At 30.4% G+C, this 21,480-nt stretch carries 22 protein-coding genes; 9 read left to right on the top strand and 13 right to left on the bottom strand.

Going from position 1 to position 21,480, the window contains the following annotated elements; all coding sequences use genetic code 11:
- The first annotated feature begins 17 nt into the window (after positions 1-17).
- Genes cmeA through cmeC form a run of 3 tightly spaced genes read left to right on the top strand, consistent with a single transcriptional unit; the run spans position 18 to position 5,714 of the window.
- Positions 18-1,121, top strand: a complete 1,104-nt coding sequence (cmeA, locus tag ELQ12_RS03930) for a multidrug efflux RND transporter periplasmic adaptor subunit CmeA (protein WP_044778501.1) — start codon at positions 18-20, stop codon at positions 1,119-1,121.
- Entirely contained in the window at positions 1,121-4,243 is a 3,123-nt protein-coding gene (gene cmeB, locus ELQ12_RS03925; protein ID WP_002861130.1) for a multidrug efflux RND transporter permease subunit CmeB, read from the top strand. The genes cmeA and cmeB overlap by 1 nt, the downstream gene beginning before the upstream one ends.
- Positions 4,236-5,714 (top strand): multidrug efflux transporter outer membrane subunit CmeC, encoded by a 1,479-nt coding sequence (gene cmeC / locus ELQ12_RS03920; protein WP_088261509.1) that lies wholly within the window; start codon positions 4,236-4,238, stop codon positions 5,712-5,714. Before cmeB ends, cmeC begins: the two co-directional genes overlap by 8 nt.
- A gap of 22 nt (positions 5,715-5,736) precedes the next feature.
- Here the strand turns inward: cmeC and cmeU are convergent, their stop codons facing one another.
- Positions 5,737-5,988 carry a CmeU family protein gene (gene cmeU, locus ELQ12_RS03915; RefSeq protein WP_002861128.1) on the bottom strand — a complete coding sequence of 84 codons (252 nt, stop codon included), beginning with the start codon at positions 5,986-5,988 and terminating at the stop codon, positions 5,737-5,739.
- Between the two features lie 127 nt (positions 5,989-6,115).
- Here cmeU and ELQ12_RS03910 point away from each other — a divergent pair, with 127 nt between their 5' ends.
- Positions 6,116-7,462, top strand: coding sequence for a coproporphyrinogen III oxidase family protein (locus ELQ12_RS03910; protein ID WP_126213697.1), 1,347 nt, complete (start codon positions 6,116-6,118; stop codon positions 7,460-7,462).
- Here ELQ12_RS03910 and hemJ read toward each other — a convergent pair.
- The 4 genes from hemJ to ELQ12_RS03890 all read right to left on the bottom strand — a co-directional run bounded on the left by hemJ (position 7,459) and on the right by ELQ12_RS03890 (position 10,814).
- A complete protein-coding gene (gene hemJ, locus ELQ12_RS03905; protein WP_002861126.1) occupies positions 7,459-7,911 on the bottom strand; it encodes a protoporphyrinogen oxidase HemJ in 453 nt (150 codons plus the stop codon). The two genes, ELQ12_RS03910 and hemJ, sit on opposite strands and share 4 nt — an antisense overlap.
- A complete protein-coding gene (gene lspA, locus ELQ12_RS03900) occupies positions 7,895-8,365 on the bottom strand; it encodes a signal peptidase II (protein ID WP_126213698.1) in 471 nt (156 codons plus the stop codon). Before lspA ends, hemJ begins: the two co-directional genes overlap by 17 nt.
- The gene (glmM, locus tag ELQ12_RS03895) at positions 8,358-9,695 is read right to left on the bottom strand and encodes a phosphoglucosamine mutase (RefSeq protein WP_002870766.1); all 1,338 of its coding nucleotides are present in this window, start codon (positions 9,693-9,695) and stop codon (positions 8,358-8,360) included. Before glmM ends, lspA begins: the two co-directional genes overlap by 8 nt.
- Before the next feature lie 93 nt (positions 9,696-9,788).
- On the bottom strand, positions 9,789-10,814 hold the full coding sequence (locus ELQ12_RS03890) for a cytochrome-c peroxidase (protein WP_126213699.1): 1,026 nt from the start codon (positions 10,812-10,814) through the stop codon (positions 9,789-9,791).
- A gap of 199 nt (positions 10,815-11,013) precedes the next feature.
- Between ELQ12_RS03890 and plsY the strand changes: the two genes are divergently transcribed.
- From plsY to ELQ12_RS03865, 5 genes are all read left to right on the top strand, one after another.
- Positions 11,014-11,622 carry a glycerol-3-phosphate 1-O-acyltransferase PlsY gene (gene plsY, locus ELQ12_RS03885; protein ID WP_002921511.1) on the top strand — a complete coding sequence of 203 codons (609 nt, stop codon included), beginning with the start codon at positions 11,014-11,016 and terminating at the stop codon, positions 11,620-11,622.
- A complete protein-coding gene (locus tag ELQ12_RS03880) occupies positions 11,607-11,924 on the top strand; it encodes a dihydroneopterin aldolase (protein WP_002857609.1) in 318 nt (105 codons plus the stop codon). The genes plsY and ELQ12_RS03880 overlap by 16 nt, the downstream gene beginning before the upstream one ends.
- Before the next feature lie 78 nt (positions 11,925-12,002).
- Positions 12,003-12,674, top strand: a complete 672-nt coding sequence (gene hsrA / locus ELQ12_RS03875; RefSeq protein WP_002857553.1) for a homeostatic response regulator transcription factor HsrA — start codon at positions 12,003-12,005, stop codon at positions 12,672-12,674.
- A 112-nt stretch (positions 12,675-12,786) separates the two neighbouring features.
- Positions 12,787-13,032, top strand: coding sequence for a YfhL family 4Fe-4S dicluster ferredoxin (locus ELQ12_RS03870; RefSeq protein WP_002854647.1), 246 nt, complete (start codon positions 12,787-12,789; stop codon positions 13,030-13,032).
- Positions 13,032-14,492, top strand: coding sequence for a Ppx/GppA phosphatase family protein (locus ELQ12_RS03865; protein ID WP_126213700.1), 1,461 nt, complete (start codon positions 13,032-13,034; stop codon positions 14,490-14,492). The genes ELQ12_RS03870 and ELQ12_RS03865 overlap by 1 nt, the downstream gene beginning before the upstream one ends.
- Here ELQ12_RS03865 and ELQ12_RS03860 read toward each other — a convergent pair.
- The 8 genes from ELQ12_RS03860 to ELQ12_RS03825 all read right to left on the bottom strand — a co-directional run bounded on the left by ELQ12_RS03860 (position 14,489) and on the right by ELQ12_RS03825 (position 21,439).
- The gene (locus tag ELQ12_RS03860) at positions 14,489-15,286 is read right to left on the bottom strand and encodes a hypothetical protein (RefSeq protein ID WP_002868919.1); all 798 of its coding nucleotides are present in this window, start codon (positions 15,284-15,286) and stop codon (positions 14,489-14,491) included. The genes ELQ12_RS03865 and ELQ12_RS03860 overlap by 4 nt on opposite strands.
- Entirely contained in the window at positions 15,287-15,595 is a 309-nt protein-coding gene (fliN, locus tag ELQ12_RS03855; protein WP_002824739.1) for a flagellar motor switch protein FliN, read from the bottom strand.
- Positions 15,595-16,017 carry a chemotaxis protein CheX gene (locus ELQ12_RS03850; protein WP_044780438.1) on the bottom strand — a complete coding sequence of 141 codons (423 nt, stop codon included), beginning with the start codon at positions 16,015-16,017 and terminating at the stop codon, positions 15,595-15,597. The genes fliN and ELQ12_RS03850 overlap by 1 nt, the downstream gene beginning before the upstream one ends.
- A 70-nt stretch (positions 16,018-16,087) precedes the next feature.
- Positions 16,088-16,837 carry a tryptophan synthase subunit alpha gene (gene trpA / locus ELQ12_RS03845; protein ID WP_044780437.1) on the bottom strand — a complete coding sequence of 250 codons (750 nt, stop codon included), beginning with the start codon at positions 16,835-16,837 and terminating at the stop codon, positions 16,088-16,090.
- Complete coding sequence (trpB, locus tag ELQ12_RS03840; RefSeq protein ID WP_002861118.1) at positions 16,830-18,008, bottom strand: tryptophan synthase subunit beta; 1,179 nt, start codon at positions 18,006-18,008, stop codon at positions 16,830-16,832. The genes trpA and trpB overlap by 8 nt, the downstream gene beginning before the upstream one ends.
- Complete coding sequence (locus ELQ12_RS03835; RefSeq protein ID WP_134264576.1) at positions 18,005-18,604, bottom strand: phosphoribosylanthranilate isomerase; 600 nt, start codon at positions 18,602-18,604, stop codon at positions 18,005-18,007. Before ELQ12_RS03835 ends, trpB begins: the two co-directional genes overlap by 4 nt.
- A complete protein-coding gene (gene trpD, locus ELQ12_RS03830; protein WP_074469059.1) occupies positions 18,591-20,192 on the bottom strand; it encodes an anthranilate phosphoribosyltransferase in 1,602 nt (533 codons plus the stop codon). Before trpD ends, ELQ12_RS03835 begins: the two co-directional genes overlap by 14 nt.
- The gene (locus tag ELQ12_RS03825; protein WP_134264575.1) at positions 20,189-21,439 is read right to left on the bottom strand and encodes an anthranilate synthase component I family protein; all 1,251 of its coding nucleotides are present in this window, start codon (positions 21,437-21,439) and stop codon (positions 20,189-20,191) included. The genes trpD and ELQ12_RS03825 overlap by 4 nt, the downstream gene beginning before the upstream one ends.
- Between the last annotated feature and the right edge of the window lie 41 nt (positions 21,440-21,480).

Genomic DNA, 21,480 nt, shown 5'->3' with positions numbered 1-21,480 from the left:
TTTTTCAAGGCAAAACCATGAAATTATTTCAAAACAATACTATTTTAGCTTTAAGTGTTGTGCTTTTACTCACTGCTTGTAGCAAAGAAGAAGCACCAAAAATACAAATGCCGCCTCAACCTGTAACAACAATGAGTGCTAAATCTGAAGATTTGCCACTTAGTTTTACTTATCCTGCTAAACTTGTCAGTGATTATGATGTTATTATAAAACCTCAAGTTAGTGGCGTAATAGTAAATAAACTTTTTAAGGCTGGAGATAAGGTAAAAAAAGGACAAACATTATTTATTGTAGAGCAAGATAAATTTAAAGCTAGCGTTGATTCAGCTTACGGACAAGCTTTAATGGCTAAGGCAACTTTTGAAAACGCGAGCAAGGATTTTAATCGTTCCAAGGCTCTTTTTAGCAAAAATGCAATCTCTCAAAAAGAATACGACTCTTCTCTTGCTACATTTAATAATGCAAAAGCTAGTCTAACAACTGCTAGAGCACAACTTGCAAATGCAAGAATTGATCTAGATCATACCGAAATAAAAGCTCCTTTTGATGGTACTATAGGAGATGCTTTAGTTAATATAGGGGATTATGTAAGTGCTTCAACAACTGAACTAGTTAGAGTTACAAATTTAAATCCTATTTACGCAGATTTCTTTATTTCAGATACAGATAAACTAAATTTAGTCCGCAATACTCAAAGTGGAAAATGGGATTTAGACAGCATTCATGCAAATTTAAATCTTAATGGAGAAACCGTTCAAGGCAAACTTTATTTTATTGATTCCGTTATAGATGCTAATAGTGGAACAGTAAAAGCCAAAGCTGTATTTGATAACAACAACTCAACACTTTTACCGGGTGCTTTTGCAACAATTACTTCAGAAGGTTTTATACAAAAAAATGGCTTTAAAGTGCCTCAAATAGCTATTAAACAAGATCAAAATGATGTTTATGTTCTTCTTGTTAAAAATGGAAAAGTAGAAAAATCTTCTGTACATATAAGCTACCAAAACAATGAATACGCTATCATTGACAAAGGATTACAAAATGGCGATAAAATCATTTTAGATAACTTTAAAAAAATTCAAGTTGGTAGCGAAGTTAAAGAAATTGGAGCACAATAATGTTTTCTAAATTTTTTATCGAAAGACCTGTTTTTGCTTCAGTTGTTGCAATTATCATTTCTTTAGCTGGAGTCATCGGTCTTACAAATTTACCCATAGAACAATATCCTTCTTTAACTCCTCCTACAGTTAAGGTAAGCGCAACTTACACAGGAGCTGATGCACAAACCATTGCTTCAACGGTTGCAAGTCCTATCGAAGATGCAATCAATGGTGCAGATAATATGATTTATATGGATTCAACTTCAAGTTCTTCAGGAACTATGAGTTTGACTGTCTATTTTGATATCGGCACAGATCCCGATCAAGCCACTATAGATGTTAATAATAGAATTTCAGCTGCAACTGCAAAAATGCCAGATGCAGTTAAAAAACTTGGAGTAACTGTTAGAAAAACTTCTTCAGCAACACTTGCTGCAATTTCTATGTATTCAAATGATGGTTCAATGAGTGCAGTGGATGTATACAACTACATCGCTTTAAATGTTTTAGATGAGTTAAAAAGGGTTCCGGGAGTTGGGGATGCAAACGCTATAGGAAATCGTAATTATTCTTTAAGAATTTGGCTAAAACCTGATTTATTAAATAAATTTGGAATCACAGCTACTGATGTAATTTCTGCGGTTAATGACCAAAATGCTCAATACGCAACTGGTAAAATTGGCGAAGAGCCCGTAACTCAAAAATCCCCTTATGTTTATTCAATCACTATGCAAGGAAGACTACAAAATCCTAGCGAATTTGAAAATATTATTTTAAGAACAAATGATGATGGATCATTTTTAAGACTTAAAGATATAGCTGATGTAGAAATAGGATCACAGCAATACAGCTCACAAGGACGATTAAATGGCAATGATGCAGTTCCGATTATAATCAATCTTCAATCAGGGGCAAACGCATTGCATACAGCAGAACTTGTCCAGGCTAAAATGCAAGAACTTTCAAAAAATTTCCCAAAAGGTTTAACATATAAAATTCCTTACGACACAACAAAATTTGTGATAGAATCAATCAAAGAAGTAATTAAAACTTTTGTTGAAGCTCTAATTTTAGTTATCATTGTTATGTATATGTTCTTAAAGAATTTCCGTGCAACGCTTATTCCTATGATAGCAGTACCTGTTTCATTATTAGGAACTTTTGCTGGACTTTATGTTTTAGGCTTTAGTATTAACTTGCTTACGCTTTTTGCCTTGATTTTAGCTATAGGGATTGTTGTAGATGATGCGATTATAGTTGTGGAAAATATCGATAGGATTTTACACGAAAATGAACAAATAAGCGTAAAAGATGCTGCTATCCAAGCGATGCAAGAAGTTAGCTCTCCGGTTATTTCAATTGTTCTTGTACTTTGTGCTGTTTTTATACCCGTTTCTTTTATATCAGGTTTTGTTGGAGAAATTCAAAGACAATTTGCCCTTACCTTAGCAATATCTGTAGCCATATCAGGTTTTGTTGCTCTTACTTTAACACCTTCTTTATGTGCACTCTTTTTACGACGTAATGAAGGAGAGCCATTTAAATTTGTAAAGAAATTTAATGATTTTTTTGATTGGAGTACTTCTGTATTTAGCACAGGAGTAGCATATATTTTAAAAAGAACCATTCGCTTTGTTTTAATTTTTTGTATTATGCTTGGGGCAATTTTTTATCTTTATAAAGCTGTACCAAGCTCTTTAGTTCCTGAAGAAGATCAAGGTTTGATGATTGGCATTATTAATCTTCCTTCGGCTTCAGCACTTCATAGAACAATCTCAGAAGTTGATCATATAAGTCAAGAAGTTTTAAAAACCAATGGAATTAAAGATGCAATGGCTATGATAGGATTTGATCTTTTTACAAGCTCATTAAAAGAAAACGCTGCTGCAATGTTTATAGGCTTGCAAGATTGGAAAGATAGAAATGTGAGTGCTGATGAAATCGCCATGGAACTTAATAAAAAATTTGCTTTTGATCGCAACGCTTCAAGTATATTTATAGGCCTACCTCCTATACCTGGATTAAGCATCACAGGTGGTTTTGAAATGTATGTTCAAAACAAAAGTGGAAAAAGTTATGATGAAATACAAAAAGATGTAAATAAACTTGTTGCTGTAGCCAACCAAAGAAAAGAACTATCAAGAGTAAGAACAACCCTTGATACAACTTTCCCTCAATACAAGCTTATAATTGATAGAGATAAATTAAAACACTACAATCTTAACATGCAAGATGTTTTTAACACAATGAATGCAACTATAGGCACTTATTATGTTAATGATTTTTCTATGTTAGGCAAAAACTTCCAAGTAAATATCCGTGCAAAAGGTGATTTTAGAAATACACAAGATGCATTAAAAAATATTTTTGTAAGATCAAACGATGGAAAAATGATACCACTTGATTCTTTCTTAACTTTACAAAGAAGTTCAGGGCCTGATGATGTAAAACGATTCAACCTTTTCCCAGCGGCACAAGTTCAAGGTCAACCCGCACCAGGTTATACTTCAGGTCAAGCTATAGAAGCGATTGCTCAAGTAGCAAAAGAAACTTTAGGGGATGATTATTCCATAGCTTGGAGTGGATCAGCCTATCAAGAAGTTTCTAGCAAAGGAACAGCAAGCTATGCTTTTGCTTTAGGGATGATATTTGTCTTCTTAATTCTAGCTGCCCAATATGAAAGATGGCTTATACCTTTAGCAGTTGTAACAGCTGTGCCTTTTGCGGTATTTGGATCATTTTTATTGGTATATTTAAGAGGATTTAGCAATGATATATATTTTCAAACAGGACTTTTGCTCTTGATTGGACTTTCAGCTAAAAATGCTATCTTGATCGTAGAATTTGCAATGGAAGAGCGCTTTAAAAAAGGCAAAGGAGTTTTTGAAGCAGCTGTTGCAGCAGCAAAACTTCGTTTTCGTCCTATCATAATGACTTCTTTGGCATTTACTTTTGGGGTCTTGCCAATGATTTTCGCAACAGGAGCAGGAAGTGCTTCAAGACACTCTTTAGGAACAGGGCTTATTGGTGGAATGATCGCAGCATCAACTTTAGCGATATTCTTTGTGCCTTTATTTTTCTATCTTTTAGAAAATTTTAATGAATGGCTAGATAAAAAAAGAGGTAAGGTTCATGAATAAAATAATTTCAATTAGCGCTATAGCAAGTTTTACTCTTTTGATTTCAGCTTGCTCTTTAAGTCCAAATTTAAATATTCCCGAAGCAAACTATAGCATTGATAATAAGTTTGGAGCCTTATCCTGGGAAAAAGAAAACAATAGCTCTATCACAAAAAATTGGTGGAAAGATTTTGATGATGAAAATTTAAATAAAGTGGTTGATTTAGCACTTAAAAATAATAATGATTTAAAACTTGCCTTCATACACATGGAACAAGCTGCTGCTCAATTAGGCATAGATTTTAGCAGTTTGTTGCCAAAATTTGATGGTAACGCAAGCGGTAATCGTGCAAAAACAGCTATAAATGCTCCAAGCAATCGAACTGGGGAGGTAAGTTACGGTAATGATTTTAAAATGGGGCTTAATTTAAGCTATGAAATCGATCTTTGGGGAAAATATCGCGATACATATCGCGCCTCAAAATCAGGCTTTAAAGCAAGTGAGTATGATTATGAAGCTGCAAGACTTTCTGTTATTTCAAATACGGTTCAAACTTATTTTAATCTTGTAAATGCTTATGAAAATGAAAATGCTCTTAAAGAAGCCTATGAATCTGCAAAAGAAATTTATAGGATTAATGATGAAAAATTTCAAGTTGGCGCTGTAGGTGAATATGAACTTGCTCAAGCAAGAGCCAACTTAGAAAGTATGGCTTTGCAATATAATGAAGCAAAATTAAATAAAGAAAATTACCTTAAAGCTTTAAAAATTTTAACTTCAAATGATTTAAATGACATACTTTACAAAAATCAAAACTATCAAGTTTTTAATCTTAAAGAATTTGACATTCCAACTGGAATTTCAAGTACCATCTTGCTTCAACGTCCAGATATTGGCTCTTCTTTAGAAAAATTAACTCAGCAAAATTATCTTGTTGGAGTAGCTCGCACGGCTTTCTTACCTAGCCTTTCTTTAACAGGATTATTGGGATTTGAAAGTGGGGATTTAGATACCTTGGTTAAAGGAGGTTCTAAGACTTGGAATATAGGTGGAAACTTTACTCTGCCTATTTTTCATTGGGGTGAAATTTACCAAAATGTAAATTTAGCTAAGCTTAATAAAGATGAAGCTTTTGTAAATTATCAAAATACTTTGATTACTGCTTTTGGAGAAATTCGCTATGCTTTAGTAGCTAGAAAAACTATACGCTTACAATACGATAATGCACAAGCAAGCGAACAATCTTACAAAAGAATCTATGAAATTGCTAAAGAACGCTATGATATAGGAGAAATGTCTTTGCAAGATTATTTAGAGTCACGTCAAAATTGGCTTAATGCTGCGGTTGCTTTTAATAATACTAAATATTCTTATGCTAATTCCATAGTAGATGTAATCAAAGCATTTGGTGGAGGATTTGAGCAAAGCGAAGATACAGGCAAAAATATAAAAGAAGAATCAAAAAATTTAGATATGTCTTTTAGAGAATAGTTTATTCTATTCTCTAAATAAATTAAAAATCTTTGTCTAAATCTGCATCTGTAATTTCATAAGCCTTGTAAATAGCAGGCAATAATTTTCTTATAGCATAATCAAAATGATAAAATTGCCTATATACCTCTTCTGGATTTAAATTTTTAGCATTCTTAAAATCAAATACTTCAGTATTATTGATTTTGGCAATATTTTCATCAAAATAAGAGTAAAACTCTGCTCTTTGTTTAAACAAAGCATTTAAATTTTGAACAATTTTGGCTTTATCCATTTTATATCCTTTTTAAATAATTTAAAAACTTAATCCCATTTTTTATTTAAGAAATAAAAAATTTACTCCTATTTTAGCTAAAAATTGATAAAGTTATATCTTAAATATTTTAATATATAGGCCACTTATGAATTTATTTCAAAATTTAGCTTTAAAATACTCTCATACTATGATGGAAAAATCCCTCCAAAAAGGTTTCAATGTCGAACTTTTAAAACAACCCAAAGAAAAAATTCCAAAACAAGACAAAAGCTATATGCTTTATGCTCATGTACCTTTTTGCCATACTTTTTGTCCTTATTGTAGCTTTCATAAATATTATTATGATGAAAATTTAGCCAAAGTGTATTTTCAAAATCTTAGAGAAGAAATTAAAATCATGAAAGATAAAGGTTTTGATTTTACTTCCATGTATGTGGGTGGCGGTACAACACTGATTAACGAAGAGGAATTATTAAAAACCTTAGAACTTTGTAAAAAATTATTTAATATAAAAGAAATTTCATGCGAAAGTGATCCAAATCATATTGATCCAAATAAGCTTTCTATGTTTAAAGGTATAATTGATCGTTTAAGTTGCGGAATTCAAAGTTTTGATGATGGAACTTTAAAAAAAGTGGCAAGATATAATAAATTTGGTTCATCTAAAGAACTTCAAGAAAAAATTTCAAAAGCTTTAGGAATTTTACCTATTTTTAGTATAGATCTTATTTTCAATCTTCCAGGACAAAGCGAAAAACAACTTTTAAATGACTTAGAAATTGCTAAAAATTTAGCCCCGCAACAAATCACAACCTATCCTTTAATGAAATCAAATCTTACCAAAGATAATATCGCTAAAAGTCTAGGAGTGAGCATTAAAGATAATGAATTTACTTATTATCAAATCATACGCGAATTTTTTAAAGACTATACCCAAAACAATGGTTGGAGTTTTTCTTTAGAAAAAAACAAGCTTAATGACGAATATGTCAGTTCTCATCATGAATACCTAGGAGTGGGCAGTGGGGCTTTTAGCTTTTTAGATGGGGAGCTTTTAATTAATGCATTTAATCTAAATGATTATGCTAAATTTATACAAGAAAAACAAAATGCTAATATAGCCAAAGCTTGTTTTGATAAAAAAGAGATTATCAAATATGTCTTTTTAACTGAAATTTTTTCAGGAAAAATAGAAATTGATAAATTTAATAAAACTCTAAATTGCAATCTCGAAAAAGAACTTTTCATAGAACTTTTAGGGCTTAAAACAAGCAGTGCCATCATAAAAGATCAAAATGCTTTAATCGCAACCGAATTTGGTCAATATCTTTTTGTGGTTTTAATGAAAGATTTTTACACAGGAATGGATCTTGTGCGTGCAGTATTTAGAGATGATAAGCGTCTTAAAAATAAAGATTATATCGATATCATGAAAGAAAATATTGATCCGCTTAACTCCGCTAGTATGGAATTTAAAGCGGAGGCAAACTAAAAGGGGCGAACAACCATCATTAGAGCGATAATAATAAACATTATGGTTGGAAATTCATTATAAATTCTAAAATATTTCCCGCTTTTAGCAGAAGTATCATTTGCTAAAGCTTTTAAACAATAATAATTATGTATATGGAAAATAATCAAAAGTGTAACACAGGTAAGTTTAACATGCATAAAACCCGAACCTACCATTAAAACTTCCTTATGAGCATGCAACATTAAACTTCCTGTGATTAAAGTCACAATCATTGCAGGAGTTTGTATATAAAAATAAAGTTTTCTTTCTTGAATTTTTACAATCTCGACAAAACCTTTATTGTCTTTATGTTCAGCATGATACACAAAAAGACGAGGTAAATAAAAAAGACCCGCCATCCAAGAAACAAATGCCAAATAATGCACCCATTTAATCCAAAAATAATAATCATTAATCCATTCTGTCATCTTTTTTCCTTTTTTTAAATATTTCTTGTATTAAAATCAAAGCCACACTTATATTTATCATGACATCTGCAACATTAAAAATAGCAAAATTAAACCATTTATGCCAAAAAAACATATCCACTACACCTCCATGTATAAAACGATCCAATAAATTTGAAACACCAGCACCAAGCATCATTCCAAAAGCTATATTATGAGTTTTTAAAAGTGTTTTTTGCCAAAAAAGATAAATAAAAAGCACGCCAATTAAAGCAAGATGTAAATATTTTAAATTATGTTCTAAAAAACTCAACATTGAAAAAGCTACGCCTGTATTTAGAGCATAAGTTAAATCTAAGTATTCACTCTGCCATCTAAGTCCTGCTAAAGTTAAGGATTTTACCCATTGATCAAGAGTAAAAACCAAAACAAAGGCACCCCAAAAATAAAAAATAAATTTAAAAGTTTTAGCCATTTAAAGCTTTCTTAAAAAACTCCACAACATTTTTCATTTCTTTTTCTAAGAGCTTAATATCTTTAGCTTCTAGCAAAAGTCTTATCAAATTTTCTGTTCCAGAATAGCGAAATAAGGTATTAATATTTTTATTTTCTAAATCTTTTTTTAATTCTTTTAAACCTTTAATTTTATCTAAATCTTTTTTTTCTGCAATTTTAAGATTGGTTAAAAGCTGAGGATAAGGTTTGACTTGACCCAAAATAGAGCTTGCAGATTTTTTCTTAGAAAGCATTAAAGCGCTAAATTGCAAAGCAGCTATCAAACCATCTCCAGTTTTTGCATAATCGCTAAAAATAATATGTCCGCTTTGCTCTCCGCCAAAATTTCCACCATTAGCTTTTAATTTTTCAAGCACATATTTATCGCCCACATTACAAGTATCAAGTTCTATGCCATGTTTATTTAAAAACTCTTTTAAAGCACCATTACTCATTATAGTAGCCACAACACTTGATTGTAATTTACCTTGTTCTTTAAGATAAAGCGCTAAAACCCCTAATAAACTATCTCCATTAGCCACTTCTCCTTTTTCATCTACAACCACCAAACGATCTGCATCACCATCAAAAGCAAAGCCCACATCTGCACGCAAACGCTTTACCTCAGCAGCTAAATTTGCAGGATGTAAAGCTCCACAATTTTCATTGATATTAAGTCCATTAGGTTTATCGCTCATTACTATAACTTCAGCACCTAATTCCTTAAAAACAGTAGGTGCTACCTTATAAGCTGCCCCATGAGCCACATCTAAAACCACACGCAAAGACTTTAAAGTAAGATCTTTTGGAAAAGAATTTTTAATAGAAACAATATACCTTCCTATAACATCATCAATTCTTTTTGCTTGACCAATTTTTTCCATATCCACCTTAGAGGCTTGTATAAGCTTATCATCAAAATAAATTTCTTCTATTCTTTTCTCTATATCTTCACTGAGTTTATTTCCATGAGCATCAAAAAATTTAATACCATTATCATAATAAGGATTGTGAGAAGCTGAAATCATAATCCCTGCATCACAACGCATATCTTCAGTTAAGAATGCAATCGCAGGAGTTGGCATAGGACCAATTTGTATAACATTATATCCTATAGAAGTAAGCCCTGAAACAATAGCATTTTCTATCATATAGCCGCTTCTTCTTGTATCTTTTCCTACTAAGATATTATTAGTAATACTTTTATCTTTAAAATAAATACCCGCAGCCATTGCTAAACGCATAGCCAAAAAACTATCTAAAAATTCACCCGCTTTTCCACGAACTCCATCGGTTCCAAAAAGTTTCATTGCAAACCTTTCTAGCAAAATTTAAAGACAATTATAACAAAGCTAAGATAAAGAAATTTAAACAAGCTCTAAAAATAGAGCTTGTTTGGAACCTTATAGTTCAGGTTTAGGAGTTTTTTCAGTAGAAATAGGAAGTTGTGGATAAACAATTGCTGGTTTTGTTCCTGTTAAAGATTTTAAGAAAGTTTCAATACTTTTTGCTTCTTTATCAGAAATTTTAATGCCAAGTTGCACACTACCCATTTCCTTAATAGCATCTTTTAGATTCCAAATAGCGCCATTATGAAAATATGGAGCAGTTTCAGCAACATTTCTTAAAGTTGGAGTTTTTACCATGCCATTTGCATCACCTTTAAAATCACCTAAATTTGCAAATTTATATTTACCAGCAACTTCAAACGCTTGCATATTGCCACCTAAATTCACACCATTATGACAAGCTACACAACCCTTGTCTATAAAAAGCTTTAAGCCTTTTTGTTCTTCTTTTGTTAAAGCTTTTTCATCGCCTTCTAAAAATTTATCAAAACGAGATGGAGTGATCAAAGTTCTTTCAAAATTTGCAATTGCATCAGCAATATTGTCAAAATTTACACCGCTTTTACCATAGATTTTTTTAAACTCACTAACGTATTCAGGCAAAGATGAAATTTTTTCTACTGCAAGTTTAGCAGGAGTTGCCATTTCAGGATCAGCTTGGATTGGACCTTTAGCTTGATCGGCTAATGTTCCTGCACGACCATCCCAAAATTGAGTATTATTTAAAACTGCATTATAAACTGTTGGTGAATTTAAATGATGAGGATTTGCTGTCCATTTATGACCTATTGCAGTACTGACTCCATCTGTTCCACCAAGTCCTACATTATGACAGGTATTACAAGAAATGATACCACTTTTTGAAAGGCGTGGTTCAAAATAAAGCTTTTTACCAAGCTCTGCTTTTTCAAGAGTAAATTCACTAACCTTTACTCCATTTTGTTTTAAAATTTCATCAACGCCTTTTTGATCTTTTGGTAAGGCAACAAGACCTGAATTTTTAGCTTCATCTATAAGACTTGCAGCATTTAAGCTTGAAAAAGCAACTAAGGATGCGATTAGCAATGATTTTACTTTCATTTACAAACTCCTATTAAAGATAAATTAAAATAAAATAATAATCATTTAGAGCTTAAATAAAAATAAATATTATTAAAAAATATTTATAATTAATTAATACTATTTTTATCTTAAAAATTATTTTTTGTTTATTTATTTTCATAAGATATAATTTTTAGTTATAAATCTTAAAATTTTAAGATGATTTGAAAAGGATATTATGGAAAATTTAATAATTTACGCTTTTATATATCTTTTAGGTTCAATCCCTTTTGGGCTAATCCTAGCTAAATTTTTTGCTAAAACTGATATCAAAAAAGAAGGTTCAAAAAGTATAGGGGCAACCAATGTTTTAAGAGTAGTAAAAGAAAAAAATCCCAAACTAGCAAAAAAACTTGCCATTGCTACAATAATTTTAGATTTTGCAAAAGCAGCTATTCCTTTACTAATCTTGAAATTTCTTCATTATGATCAAGCTTTGCTTTGGAGCGTGGCAGTTTTGGCTATTTTTGGACACTGTTTTTCAATTTACTTGTTATTTGAAGGAGGAAAAGGCATAGCAACAGGAGCAGGCGCTATGATAGTTTTACTTCCATTGGAAGTGCTTACAGCATTTATTGTGTGGGTAGTTATTGGAAAAATTTTTAAAATATCTTCGCTAGCTTCTTTAGCAGCGTTACTTGCTTTTGTTGTAAGTTCTTTTATATTTAATTATGACTTAGAAATTCATACACATGCACCCGTTTTTATTATCGCTTTTATTATAGTATATAAACATCTACCTAATATTAAAAGATTGATTTTTAAAGAAGAATGCAAAGTCATATAAAAATAAAATTTCACTTTAAGTGTATCATTGGTATATTAGATTTCGAAAGAAGAAAAAAACAAAAAATTATTATCAAGCTTAAAGCTAAAGCAAATGAATTTTTAAATTATGCAGAGGTAATTACCAAAATTAAAAAATGGTATAAAAAAGAAGAATTTTACACCCTTGAAGAGTCTTTAGACTTTGTAAGCTTAAATTTAAAAAAAGATTTTCCTAATTTAACCAATCTTAACATAAAAATTTTCAAACCCCATATAATAAAAAATGCTACAGTTGGGGTTAAATTGAAAAAAAAATATTAATTTTTTTTTAAAGATATCTAAACATTTACTTAAGCTATGATATAATTCTTTAAATTTTTCTTAATAAGGATAGAACAAATGAGAATTTTAGTTATAGAAGATGAGATTAGCCTAAATAAAACAATTATAGACAATCTTAATGAATTTGGTTATCAAACCGATTCTTCTGAAAATTTTAAAGATGGAGAATACTTTATCGGCATTAGACATTATGATTTAGTTTTAGCAAACTGGACTTTACCTGATGGAGATGGAGCGGAACTTGTTAACACTATTAAACATAAATCTCCAAGAACTTCAGTTATGATTATGTCTTCAAAAACAGACAAAGAAACAGAAATCAAAGCTTTGAAAGCTGGAGCTGATGATTTTGTTAAAAAACCTTTAGATTTTGATATTCTACTCGCAAGAATTGAAGCAAGACTAAGACTTGGCGGAACCAATGTTATTAAAATTGAAGACTTAGTTATTGATCCAGATGAGGAAAAAATTACTTATAAAGGTCAAGATATAGAACTTAAAGGAAAACCTTTTGAAGTTTTAACGCACTTAGCAAGACATTCGGATCAAATTGTATCCAAAGAACAACTTTTAGATGCTATCTGGGAAGAACCTGAGCTAGTAACTCCAAATGTTATCGAAGTAGCTATCAATCAAATTCGTCAAAAAATGGATAAACCATTAAACATATCTACCATAGAAACAGTTCGTCGTAGAGGATACCGTTTCTGCTTCCCTAAAAAATCTTAACAATTTTGCACCTTCGGTGCAAAAAATTTATCTTTATTTCTATTTTTATATTTTATTTAAGTTTGGTTATTGTATAAACTAAAATTATTTTTTAAATTTTTGAAAGGTTATGATGTCTCTTTTAATTACAAAAGACTGCGTATGTTGTGATGCTTGCAGAGAAGAATGTCCTGATGAAGCTATTTATGAAAATAGTCCAATTTATGTAATAGACCCTGATCTTTGTTCAGAGTGCGTTAATGATTTTTCAGAGCCTGCCTGTATTGTTGCTTGCCCATATGAATGTATCATTCCTGATCCTGATAATGTAGAAACTATAGAAGAATTAAAACTCAAACATAGAGATAGAGAATTTTAATGGCAAAAAAAACAGCCGTTGTTGATCTTGGCTCAAACTCCATTAGAATGGTGATTTTTGAAAAAACTTCTAGATATGGTTTTTATACAACTTGCGAATACAAACGCAAAGTAAGACTTGGAGAAAATGCTTATAATAATGGCAAAATTCTCCAAGAAGAAGCCATGCAAAGAGCCGAAGATGCCTTAGCTTTTTTCAAACAATGTGCTTTAAAGCATAAGTGCAAAAAAATATTTATAGTAGGCACATCAGCCTTAAGAGATGCCCCAAATTCAAAAAATTTCATTAAGAGAATCAAAGATAATCTGTCTTTAAATATACGCTGTATAGATGGAAAAAGCGAAAGCTACTTAGGTGGTCTTGCGGCTTTAAATTTATTAAGTCCTTTTAAGGATGGAACCACTTTAGACATAGGTGGTGGTTCTAGTGAATTGTGTTTAATAAAAAATAATAGAATTATTTCTTGCATATCTCTTGATATTGGCACTGTTAGGCTAAAAGAATTATTCTATGATACTGGAAAAATAGATTCTTTAGAAGAATTTATAAAACCAATTTTAGAACAAATTCCTAAAGAATTTTGCAATCAAAACCTTATTGCAATAGGTGGAAGCTTAAGAGCAATATCTAATTCCATCATGCAAAAAAATTCCTATCCACTGAAAAATTTACATGATTTTCGCTATATGCTAGATGAAGAAAAAGGACATATTTTAAAAATTTTTAATTCAAACTTAGACTCTTTAATCAATTTTGGCATAAAAAAGGATCGTTTTGATACCATTAAAGAAGGTATATTTATTTTTTTAAAGATTGCGGAAAAAATAAAAGCCAAACAAGTTATCACGAGTGGAGTTGGAATCAGAGAAGGAGTTTATTTACAAGATTTGCTTCGTCCTAAAATCACATTTCCATCAAATTTCAATCCTAGTTTAAAATGTTTACAAGATAAATTTTTACAATCAAAACAAAAAAATAAAACTCCACATTTTGCTCTGCAAATTTTTACAGCCCTTAAAAATCTTCATAGACTTAACGATAACTACAAACATACTTTACTAAATGCTGCTAAATTATGCCATATTGGAGAATATTTAAATTTCTATTTTGCTAATGAACACTCTGCTCATTTTGTACTAGGTGGATTAAATTATGGATTTTCGCATAAAGAAAAAGCTTTAATTGCTAGCATTATTAAGCTTAATGGAAAAAAAGTTAATCCTTATAATCTTGAACCCTATAAACAACTTTTACCCAATATTCATACCATTTCATGGCTTAATTTTATTTTGTGCTTAGCTAAAACTTTAAGCACAAATGAAGATAAGATTGATTTTGCTTTTGCAAACAATACTCTTTATATATATCAAGAAAACAAAATTCTTAATTTACCCAAAGATGAGCTCAAAAAAATTGCAAAACCAGCTACCATAGCATTAGCAATCAATCAAAAAATTTAAGATTTTTTACCTTTTTGACGCTGCTCTATAAGATTTTGAATTCTTTTTTTATTTTCTTCAAAAAAAGAGTCAAAATTTTTCTCTGTTTTTTCTGTATGTTTTATTGTTTGTTCCTCTGGAATTTCAACACTTTCTAAAAGCACATTGGAATTACCTATTATCATTGTATAACGTTTATTAGCGTGATCAAAAACAACAAGTTGATTATTTTTATCTAAAAATCTCTGGAAAATCATAGTAAAATCTCTAGAAACATTGTTATTTTTATAAACCATAGTCTTTTTAAACCACCAAAGCACTATTAACAAAATAACTAAAATCAGCATTACCAAGATATAATTTGTATAATCATACCCTTCTAAACTTGTACTTTTTGGTTTAGGCATTAATTCTTGAGAATTATTCGCAGTAGTTGTAGGTACAGATTCGATATTTGCTTTTCCTTGCTCTATAGCTCGTATTCTTACTCCAAATTTATCATTGATAGAGCTAAGTTCTAAATTAATATTTTGTTTGTTTTGTAGCATAATATAGGTATTATTATTTTTAGAACTAATACTAATTTTATCTACAAGTTGAGAGTTAAGTTCTTTTAATTCATCTTTAGAATACGTTAAATCACTAAAAGTTAAAAGAGTTAAATTTTTTTCTTTTTTTTGAGAAATCTTGCCATTATAAGCATTATCAAAAGAAAGCATTAAATCTACTCGGTCATTTCTATCGTAGATATTATAACTAATCAACTCAACACTATATAAAGGTAAAATTAAAAAAAATAATACTAGTAATCTCATTTAAATTTCTTTTTTAAAGTATTGAAGCACAGTCTTAGAATCCAAAATTTCATTAATTCTTATAGCGAGATTTTTTTCATAAACCATAACCTCGCCTTTGCCAAAAATTCTTTTATTGATATAAAGCTCAACGCTTTCTCCAGCAGGCTTTTCAAGATCAATAACCGAACCTACTTCAAGTTTTAAAAGCTCCGCTACACTCATATTTGTAGTTCCAAGCTCGCTTACAAAATCTACTGTAATATCTAAGATATCTTCATAAGATTGTAAAAGCCCATGATGAATGTTAAACTCTATATCATCGCTCATTATTTGCAATATCCTATTCTAAAATAACAATTTTCAAATTTATAAGTTAAAGCTTCATCTAGAACTATTTCAGAAAAATCAACTTTTCCTAAATATTCCGGAATTCCGAGTTTATACTCGTCATCACCCTTGGCATCATTTAACAAATTTTTAGCATAACCTATAATCTGATTGGCACATTCTTTAGTTAAATCGCACCAGTCATCTTCTTTAAATTTTTCATCATTAATTAAAATTTCTGCAATTTTTTTTAAAAATTCTTTTGGAAAAAATAAATAAAAATTACTTTCTCCTTCGCTTTTGCCCATGATAGAAATACTCGCTCCATAAAGTTCACCGCTTATATCTTGAGCTGCTTCAATGCGAAGTCTTAAGATATGCTCGCAAAAATGAGTGATGGAATACTCAAGAATCTTTAACATAGCTACCACCTTTATAAAAAACTTAATTTAAAATTATAGTAAATATAAAATAAAAATATGTTTTAAAATTTTATTTTTTGAAAATTTCTTCAATATCTTTCATTATTATATCCAAATTTCCTTGTTTAAAACACTTTACTATGCTAGTTCCCACAATCACTCCATCAGCAACTTTTCTCATTCTTTTTACATCTTGATTATTTTGAATGCCAAAACCTACAAAAATAGGCAAATTTGTAAAAGATCTGATTTCTTTTACTTTATCTTGTAAGACTGCTTCTTCGACACTTTTAGTACCTGTAATACCTATGCTTGCTAATAAATAAATAAAACCTTTAGCATGTTTTACTAATTTTTTAACCCTTTCTTTAGGGGTTGTAACGCTTACAAGTGTGATTAAAGCTATATTATATCTTTCACACTCTTTAATTAAATCATCACTTTCTTCAAAACTCAATTCAGGCACAATCAAAGCACAAATCCCTAAAGATTTTGCTTTTTTCACAAATTTTTCCAAGCCATAAGAAAAAATTAAATTATAATAAACCATAAAAACCAAAGCTTTTTTAGTTTTTATCCTAACTAAAAGCTCAAAAACACTATGAATATCCACGCCTTGATTAAGAGCTATTTTTGCCGCATCTGCAATAATCTCACCATCGGCAATAGGATCACTATAAGCAACACCAAGTTCTAAAATATCAATAGGGCTTTGATCTAATCTTTGCAAAAAAGCTTCACTTGTTTGAAGATTTGGATAACCTAAAACCGTATAAGCCACATTTGCATTTTCTTTATAAAATTTTCTAAAATCAACCATAAATCACCCCTTTTTTATAATCTCTAATCATTTGCATATCTTTATCTCCCCTGCCTGAAAGATTTACTACTATCACGCTTTTCTTTTTTAAAGTTGGACAAAGTTTTTCTAAAAACGCTAAAGCATGCGAACTTTCAATCGCTGCAATAATACCTTCTTCTTTGCAAAGTAATTTTAAAGCTTGCATACATTCTTCATCACTTATAGCATGATATTGCGCTCTTTTACTTTCAAATAAAAAAGCATGCAAAGGCCCAATTCCTGGATAATCAAGCCCTGCAGAAACACTATGTACAGGCAAGATATTGCCTAAATCATCTTGTAAAACCTTGGTTTTCATACCGTGAATAATGCCTGTTTTTCCCTTATTTAAAGTCGCTGCATGATAAGGCGTATCAATGCCAAGCCCCCCTGCTTCAATACCTATAAGTTTAACATTTTCATCTTTGATAAAATCATAAAAAATCCCAGCTGCATTGCTTCCACCCCCAACAGCTGCGATAATATAATCTACTTTTTTATTGAGTTTTTGAAGTTGCATTTTGCATTCTTTTCCTATAATGCTTTGAAAATGGGTTACCATTTTAGGATAAGGATAAGGACCTACCGCACTTCCAACCACATAAAAAATATTTTTAATATCTCCAACCCAAGCTTGAATAGCTGCAGTAGTAGCTTCTTTTAGAGTTTTAAGCCCACTTTGTACTGCATGAATTTTAGCACCCAAAAGCTCCATTTTATAAACATTTAAAGCCTGTCTTTGCACATCGGTTGCCCCCATATAAATTTCACATTCAAGTCCTAAAAGTGCTGCTGCAGTGGCTGTTGCAAGCCCGTGTTGACCTGCTCCTGTTTCTGCTATGATTTTTTTCTTTCCCATTTTTTTTGCTAAAAGGGCTTGAGCGATAGCATTATTGATTTTATGTGCTCCAGTATGATTTAAATCCTCGCGTTTTAAATAAATTTCATGCTGATATTTTTTGCTTAAATTTCTAGCAAAATAAAGCGGAGTAGGACGCCCCACATAAGTTTTTAAAAGATCGTTTAATTCTTTTTTAAAGAGTTTATCTTTAGAAAATTTCAAAAAAGCACTTTCTAGCTCATTTAAAGCAAACATTGCACTTTCAGGCAAAAACTGCCCACCAAAATCCCCATAATACGCTTTTTTCATTTTTTCAGCTCCTTTAAAATTTGTTTTATTTTGTTGATATCTTTTAAGCCTTTTTCATCTTCAAGTTTTGAATTAAGATCTAAAATTTTAGCTCCTGTTTTTACAGCCTTATGAATATTATCCAAATCTATGCCTCCAGCTAATGCAAAATCTTTAGTATAAGAACTTAATAAAGTCCAATTAAAACTTATTCCATTACCGCCTTTTAAAATTCCCTTAGCATCAAAAAGCACTAAATCAGCAAAAATTTCACTTTTTAAATCTAAACTATTTTCCACACTTATCACCTGCCAAACAAAAACATTTTGCACCTTTAAAATTTCAAATTCTTCTTTGGTAATAGTGCGATAAATTTGTATCCCATCAAGCTTAACTTCTTTAATACATCTTAAAATTTGTTCCAAATTTTCATCTACAAAAACACCGACAACTTTTTTATCTTTCTCATGAAAAATTGCACTTAAATTTCTTGCTTGTTCTAAACTCACTCTTCTTGGACTTTTAGCAAAAATAAGTCCAAAAAAATCAATATTTAAAAAAGCTAAATCTTTAGCATTTTTTTCATCTTTAATGCCACAAATTTTAAGCTTTAGCATAAGCTTGATACTCCTTAAAATACTCTATAACTTTACCTGAATAAATGGCTTCTAAAATCATATCTTTAGCCACTAAAGGCGAACTTGCTTTATTGGCTGTATAAAGTGCAAACATAGCATTTAAAACTACTAAATCAAATTTTGCCCCTTGCATTTTACCACTTAAAATATCTTTTAAATCCTTAGCGTTTTCATATGCACTAGATCCTATGATTTCACTATGAAAAGCTCTTTTAAAACCAAATTGTTCAGGACAGATAGAATACTCTAAAATTTCTCCTTCACAAAGCTCATAAATTTTACTTTCATCGCAAATACTAAGCTCATCCATACCATCATTTCCTCTTACCACTAAAGCTTTTTTGCGTCCTAAATTTTTTAAAACCTCTATCAAAAGCCTATGCACAGGTGCGTGATAATTTCCCATAAGTTGATATTTTAACTTTAAATTAGGGTGCAATAAAGGACCTAAAACATTAAAAACCGTTCTTACTCCAAGCCTTGATCTGATCTCTTTAAGTTCTCCTACTAAAGGATGGAAAAATGGAGCATGTAAAAAACTAAGCCCTTGATTGTTTAGTTGTTTTAAAGCTGATTCTAAAGTGTTTGGAGTAGTTATATTTAAAGCTTCTAACACATCTGTACTTCCACTAGAACTTGAAATGGCACGATTTCCGTGTTTGGCTACTTTTACTCCTAAAGCTGCTAAAATAAAAGCACTAGTCGTAGAAACATTGATACTTTTAAAACCATCTCCACCTGTTCCACAAATATCAATCATCTCACTCTCATCACTAAAAGTTTGAGAATATCTTAAAATTTGTCTTACAAAAGCACTTAAAGATTTTTCGTTTAAAGACTTTTCAGTGATTAAAATCAACAAAGCCGCCACTTGCAAAATTTCATAATCTTTAGACATAATAATCTTACAAATTTGCTCAAAATCATCGCTTTGTAAAAAATGATTTTCACTCATTTTTTGCAAATAAAAACTTAAAGGATTTTCCTGTTTTTGTGATTTTTTTATATCTTGTTTTAAAAAATTAGAAAAAAGTTGTAAGCCATATTCACTAAAATAGCTTTCAGGATGAAATTGCACACCATAATAAGGTAAATTTTTATGTCCCAAAGCCATAATCACACCCTTCTCATCAAGGGCTAAAATTTCAAGCTCATCACTAAGCTGTTTAACCTCTAAAGAATGATAACGCATCACGCTAAAATTTAAAGGTAAATTAGAAAATAATTCATTTTCCCTGCACTGTTTTATCAAAGAATTTTTTGCATGCATAGGCTCTTGCATCTTAACCACTAAAGAATCAAAAGCTAAAGCTAAAGCTTGATGTCCCAAACAAATGCCCAAAACAGGGATATTAAGCCTTGCTTTAAAAATTTCAAGACAAATCCCACTTTGACTTGGATGCTTTGGACCAGGACTTAAAATAATATGAGTAGGATTTAAATTTTTAATTTCACTCAGAGAAATTTCATCATTTCTTCTTACTAAAATTTCATCATTGCTGAGTTGCTCTAACATGCTTTTGACATTAAAAACAAAAGAATCATAATTATCAATTAAAAGTATCATTGATTTTCCTTTTTTAAATTTTCAAAAGCTACCAAAAGCGCCTTGCGTTTAGCACAAATTTCTGCATATTCTTTTTGACTCTCACTTTGCAAAACAATACCCGCCCCACTTGCCAAATAAGCCTTATCTTGAGTAAAAAAAGCGCAACGAATTAAAATCGCTAAAGTTATGTCTTCGTTAAAATTTAAAAATCCTACCGCACCACCATAAATTCCACGATCGCAATCTTCAAGCTCACTAATGATCTCTAAAGCTCTTATTTTAGGAGCTCCGCTTAAAGTTCCCGCTGGAAAAACTGCTTCAATCACATCGAAAATACTCGCATCTTCTTTCATATTGGCATACACTTCACTCACTATGTGCATTACAAATTTATTTTTAATAATAGAAAAAAGATTTTCCACTCTTGTTTGAGCGCCAAATTTACAAGCATCATTTCTTGCTAAATCTACAAGCATCTTATGTTCACTAAGTTCTTTTTCATCACTTAAAAGATCTTTTTCTAAAGCTAAAAGATCACAGTTATTTTCCAAATTTCTAGTTCCAGCAATAGGGGCTAAATAAATCTCTCTTTTTTTAATTTTCAATAAAAACTCTGGAGAAGAACCCAAAACAACACCATATTTACTTGGAAAATAATACATATAAGCGCTTGGATTTAAAGCACTTAAACTCTCATAATAATCAAAAGCATTTACTTGATGCTTGATACAAAGTTGCTTACTTAAGACCACTTGAAAAATATCTCCACTTAAAAGATATTCTTTAGCTTTTTCACACATTTTTAAAAAATCATTTTTTTCATCTTCTAAAGAATTTAAAATTTCAAAAGCATTTTTTTGTTTCTTTTTAATTGGTTCAATATCATCTTTTAAATATTCAAAATATTTTGAAGCGCCAAATTTAAAAAACATCTTACTATTTTTCTCATAAATCAAATAAGCTTTAGCATTGGCAAATAAAAATAAAGGAAAATCATAATTTTTCTTAGAAGAAAGTGGAATTTTCTCAAACAAAGATACAAAATTCGCACTAAAAACTCCAAAAAATCCAGCAAAGTCGCAAATTTTATTCTTACTTAAAGCTTCATAATATTTTGCCTTAAACTCGCTAAATGATAATTCATTAGCATCTAAATAATCACAATCAATCCCTATAATTACCTTAGTCAAATCCTCTGCAAAATAAGAATTTTCAAATTTTTCAAGGATTTGTCTGTAATAAAAATTTACATTTTTAACAAACATAATAGGCCTTTTTTAAAAAAATAAAATAAATAAAAATAATA

It is taken from the genome of Campylobacter sp. US25a (assembly GCF_004379075.1).
Taxonomy (GTDB): Bacteria; Campylobacterota; Campylobacteria; order Campylobacterales; family Campylobacteraceae; genus Campylobacter_D; species Campylobacter_D jejuni.
Note: the sequence above shows the minus strand (reverse complement) of the source record. Positions and strands in the feature narration are given on the sequence as shown.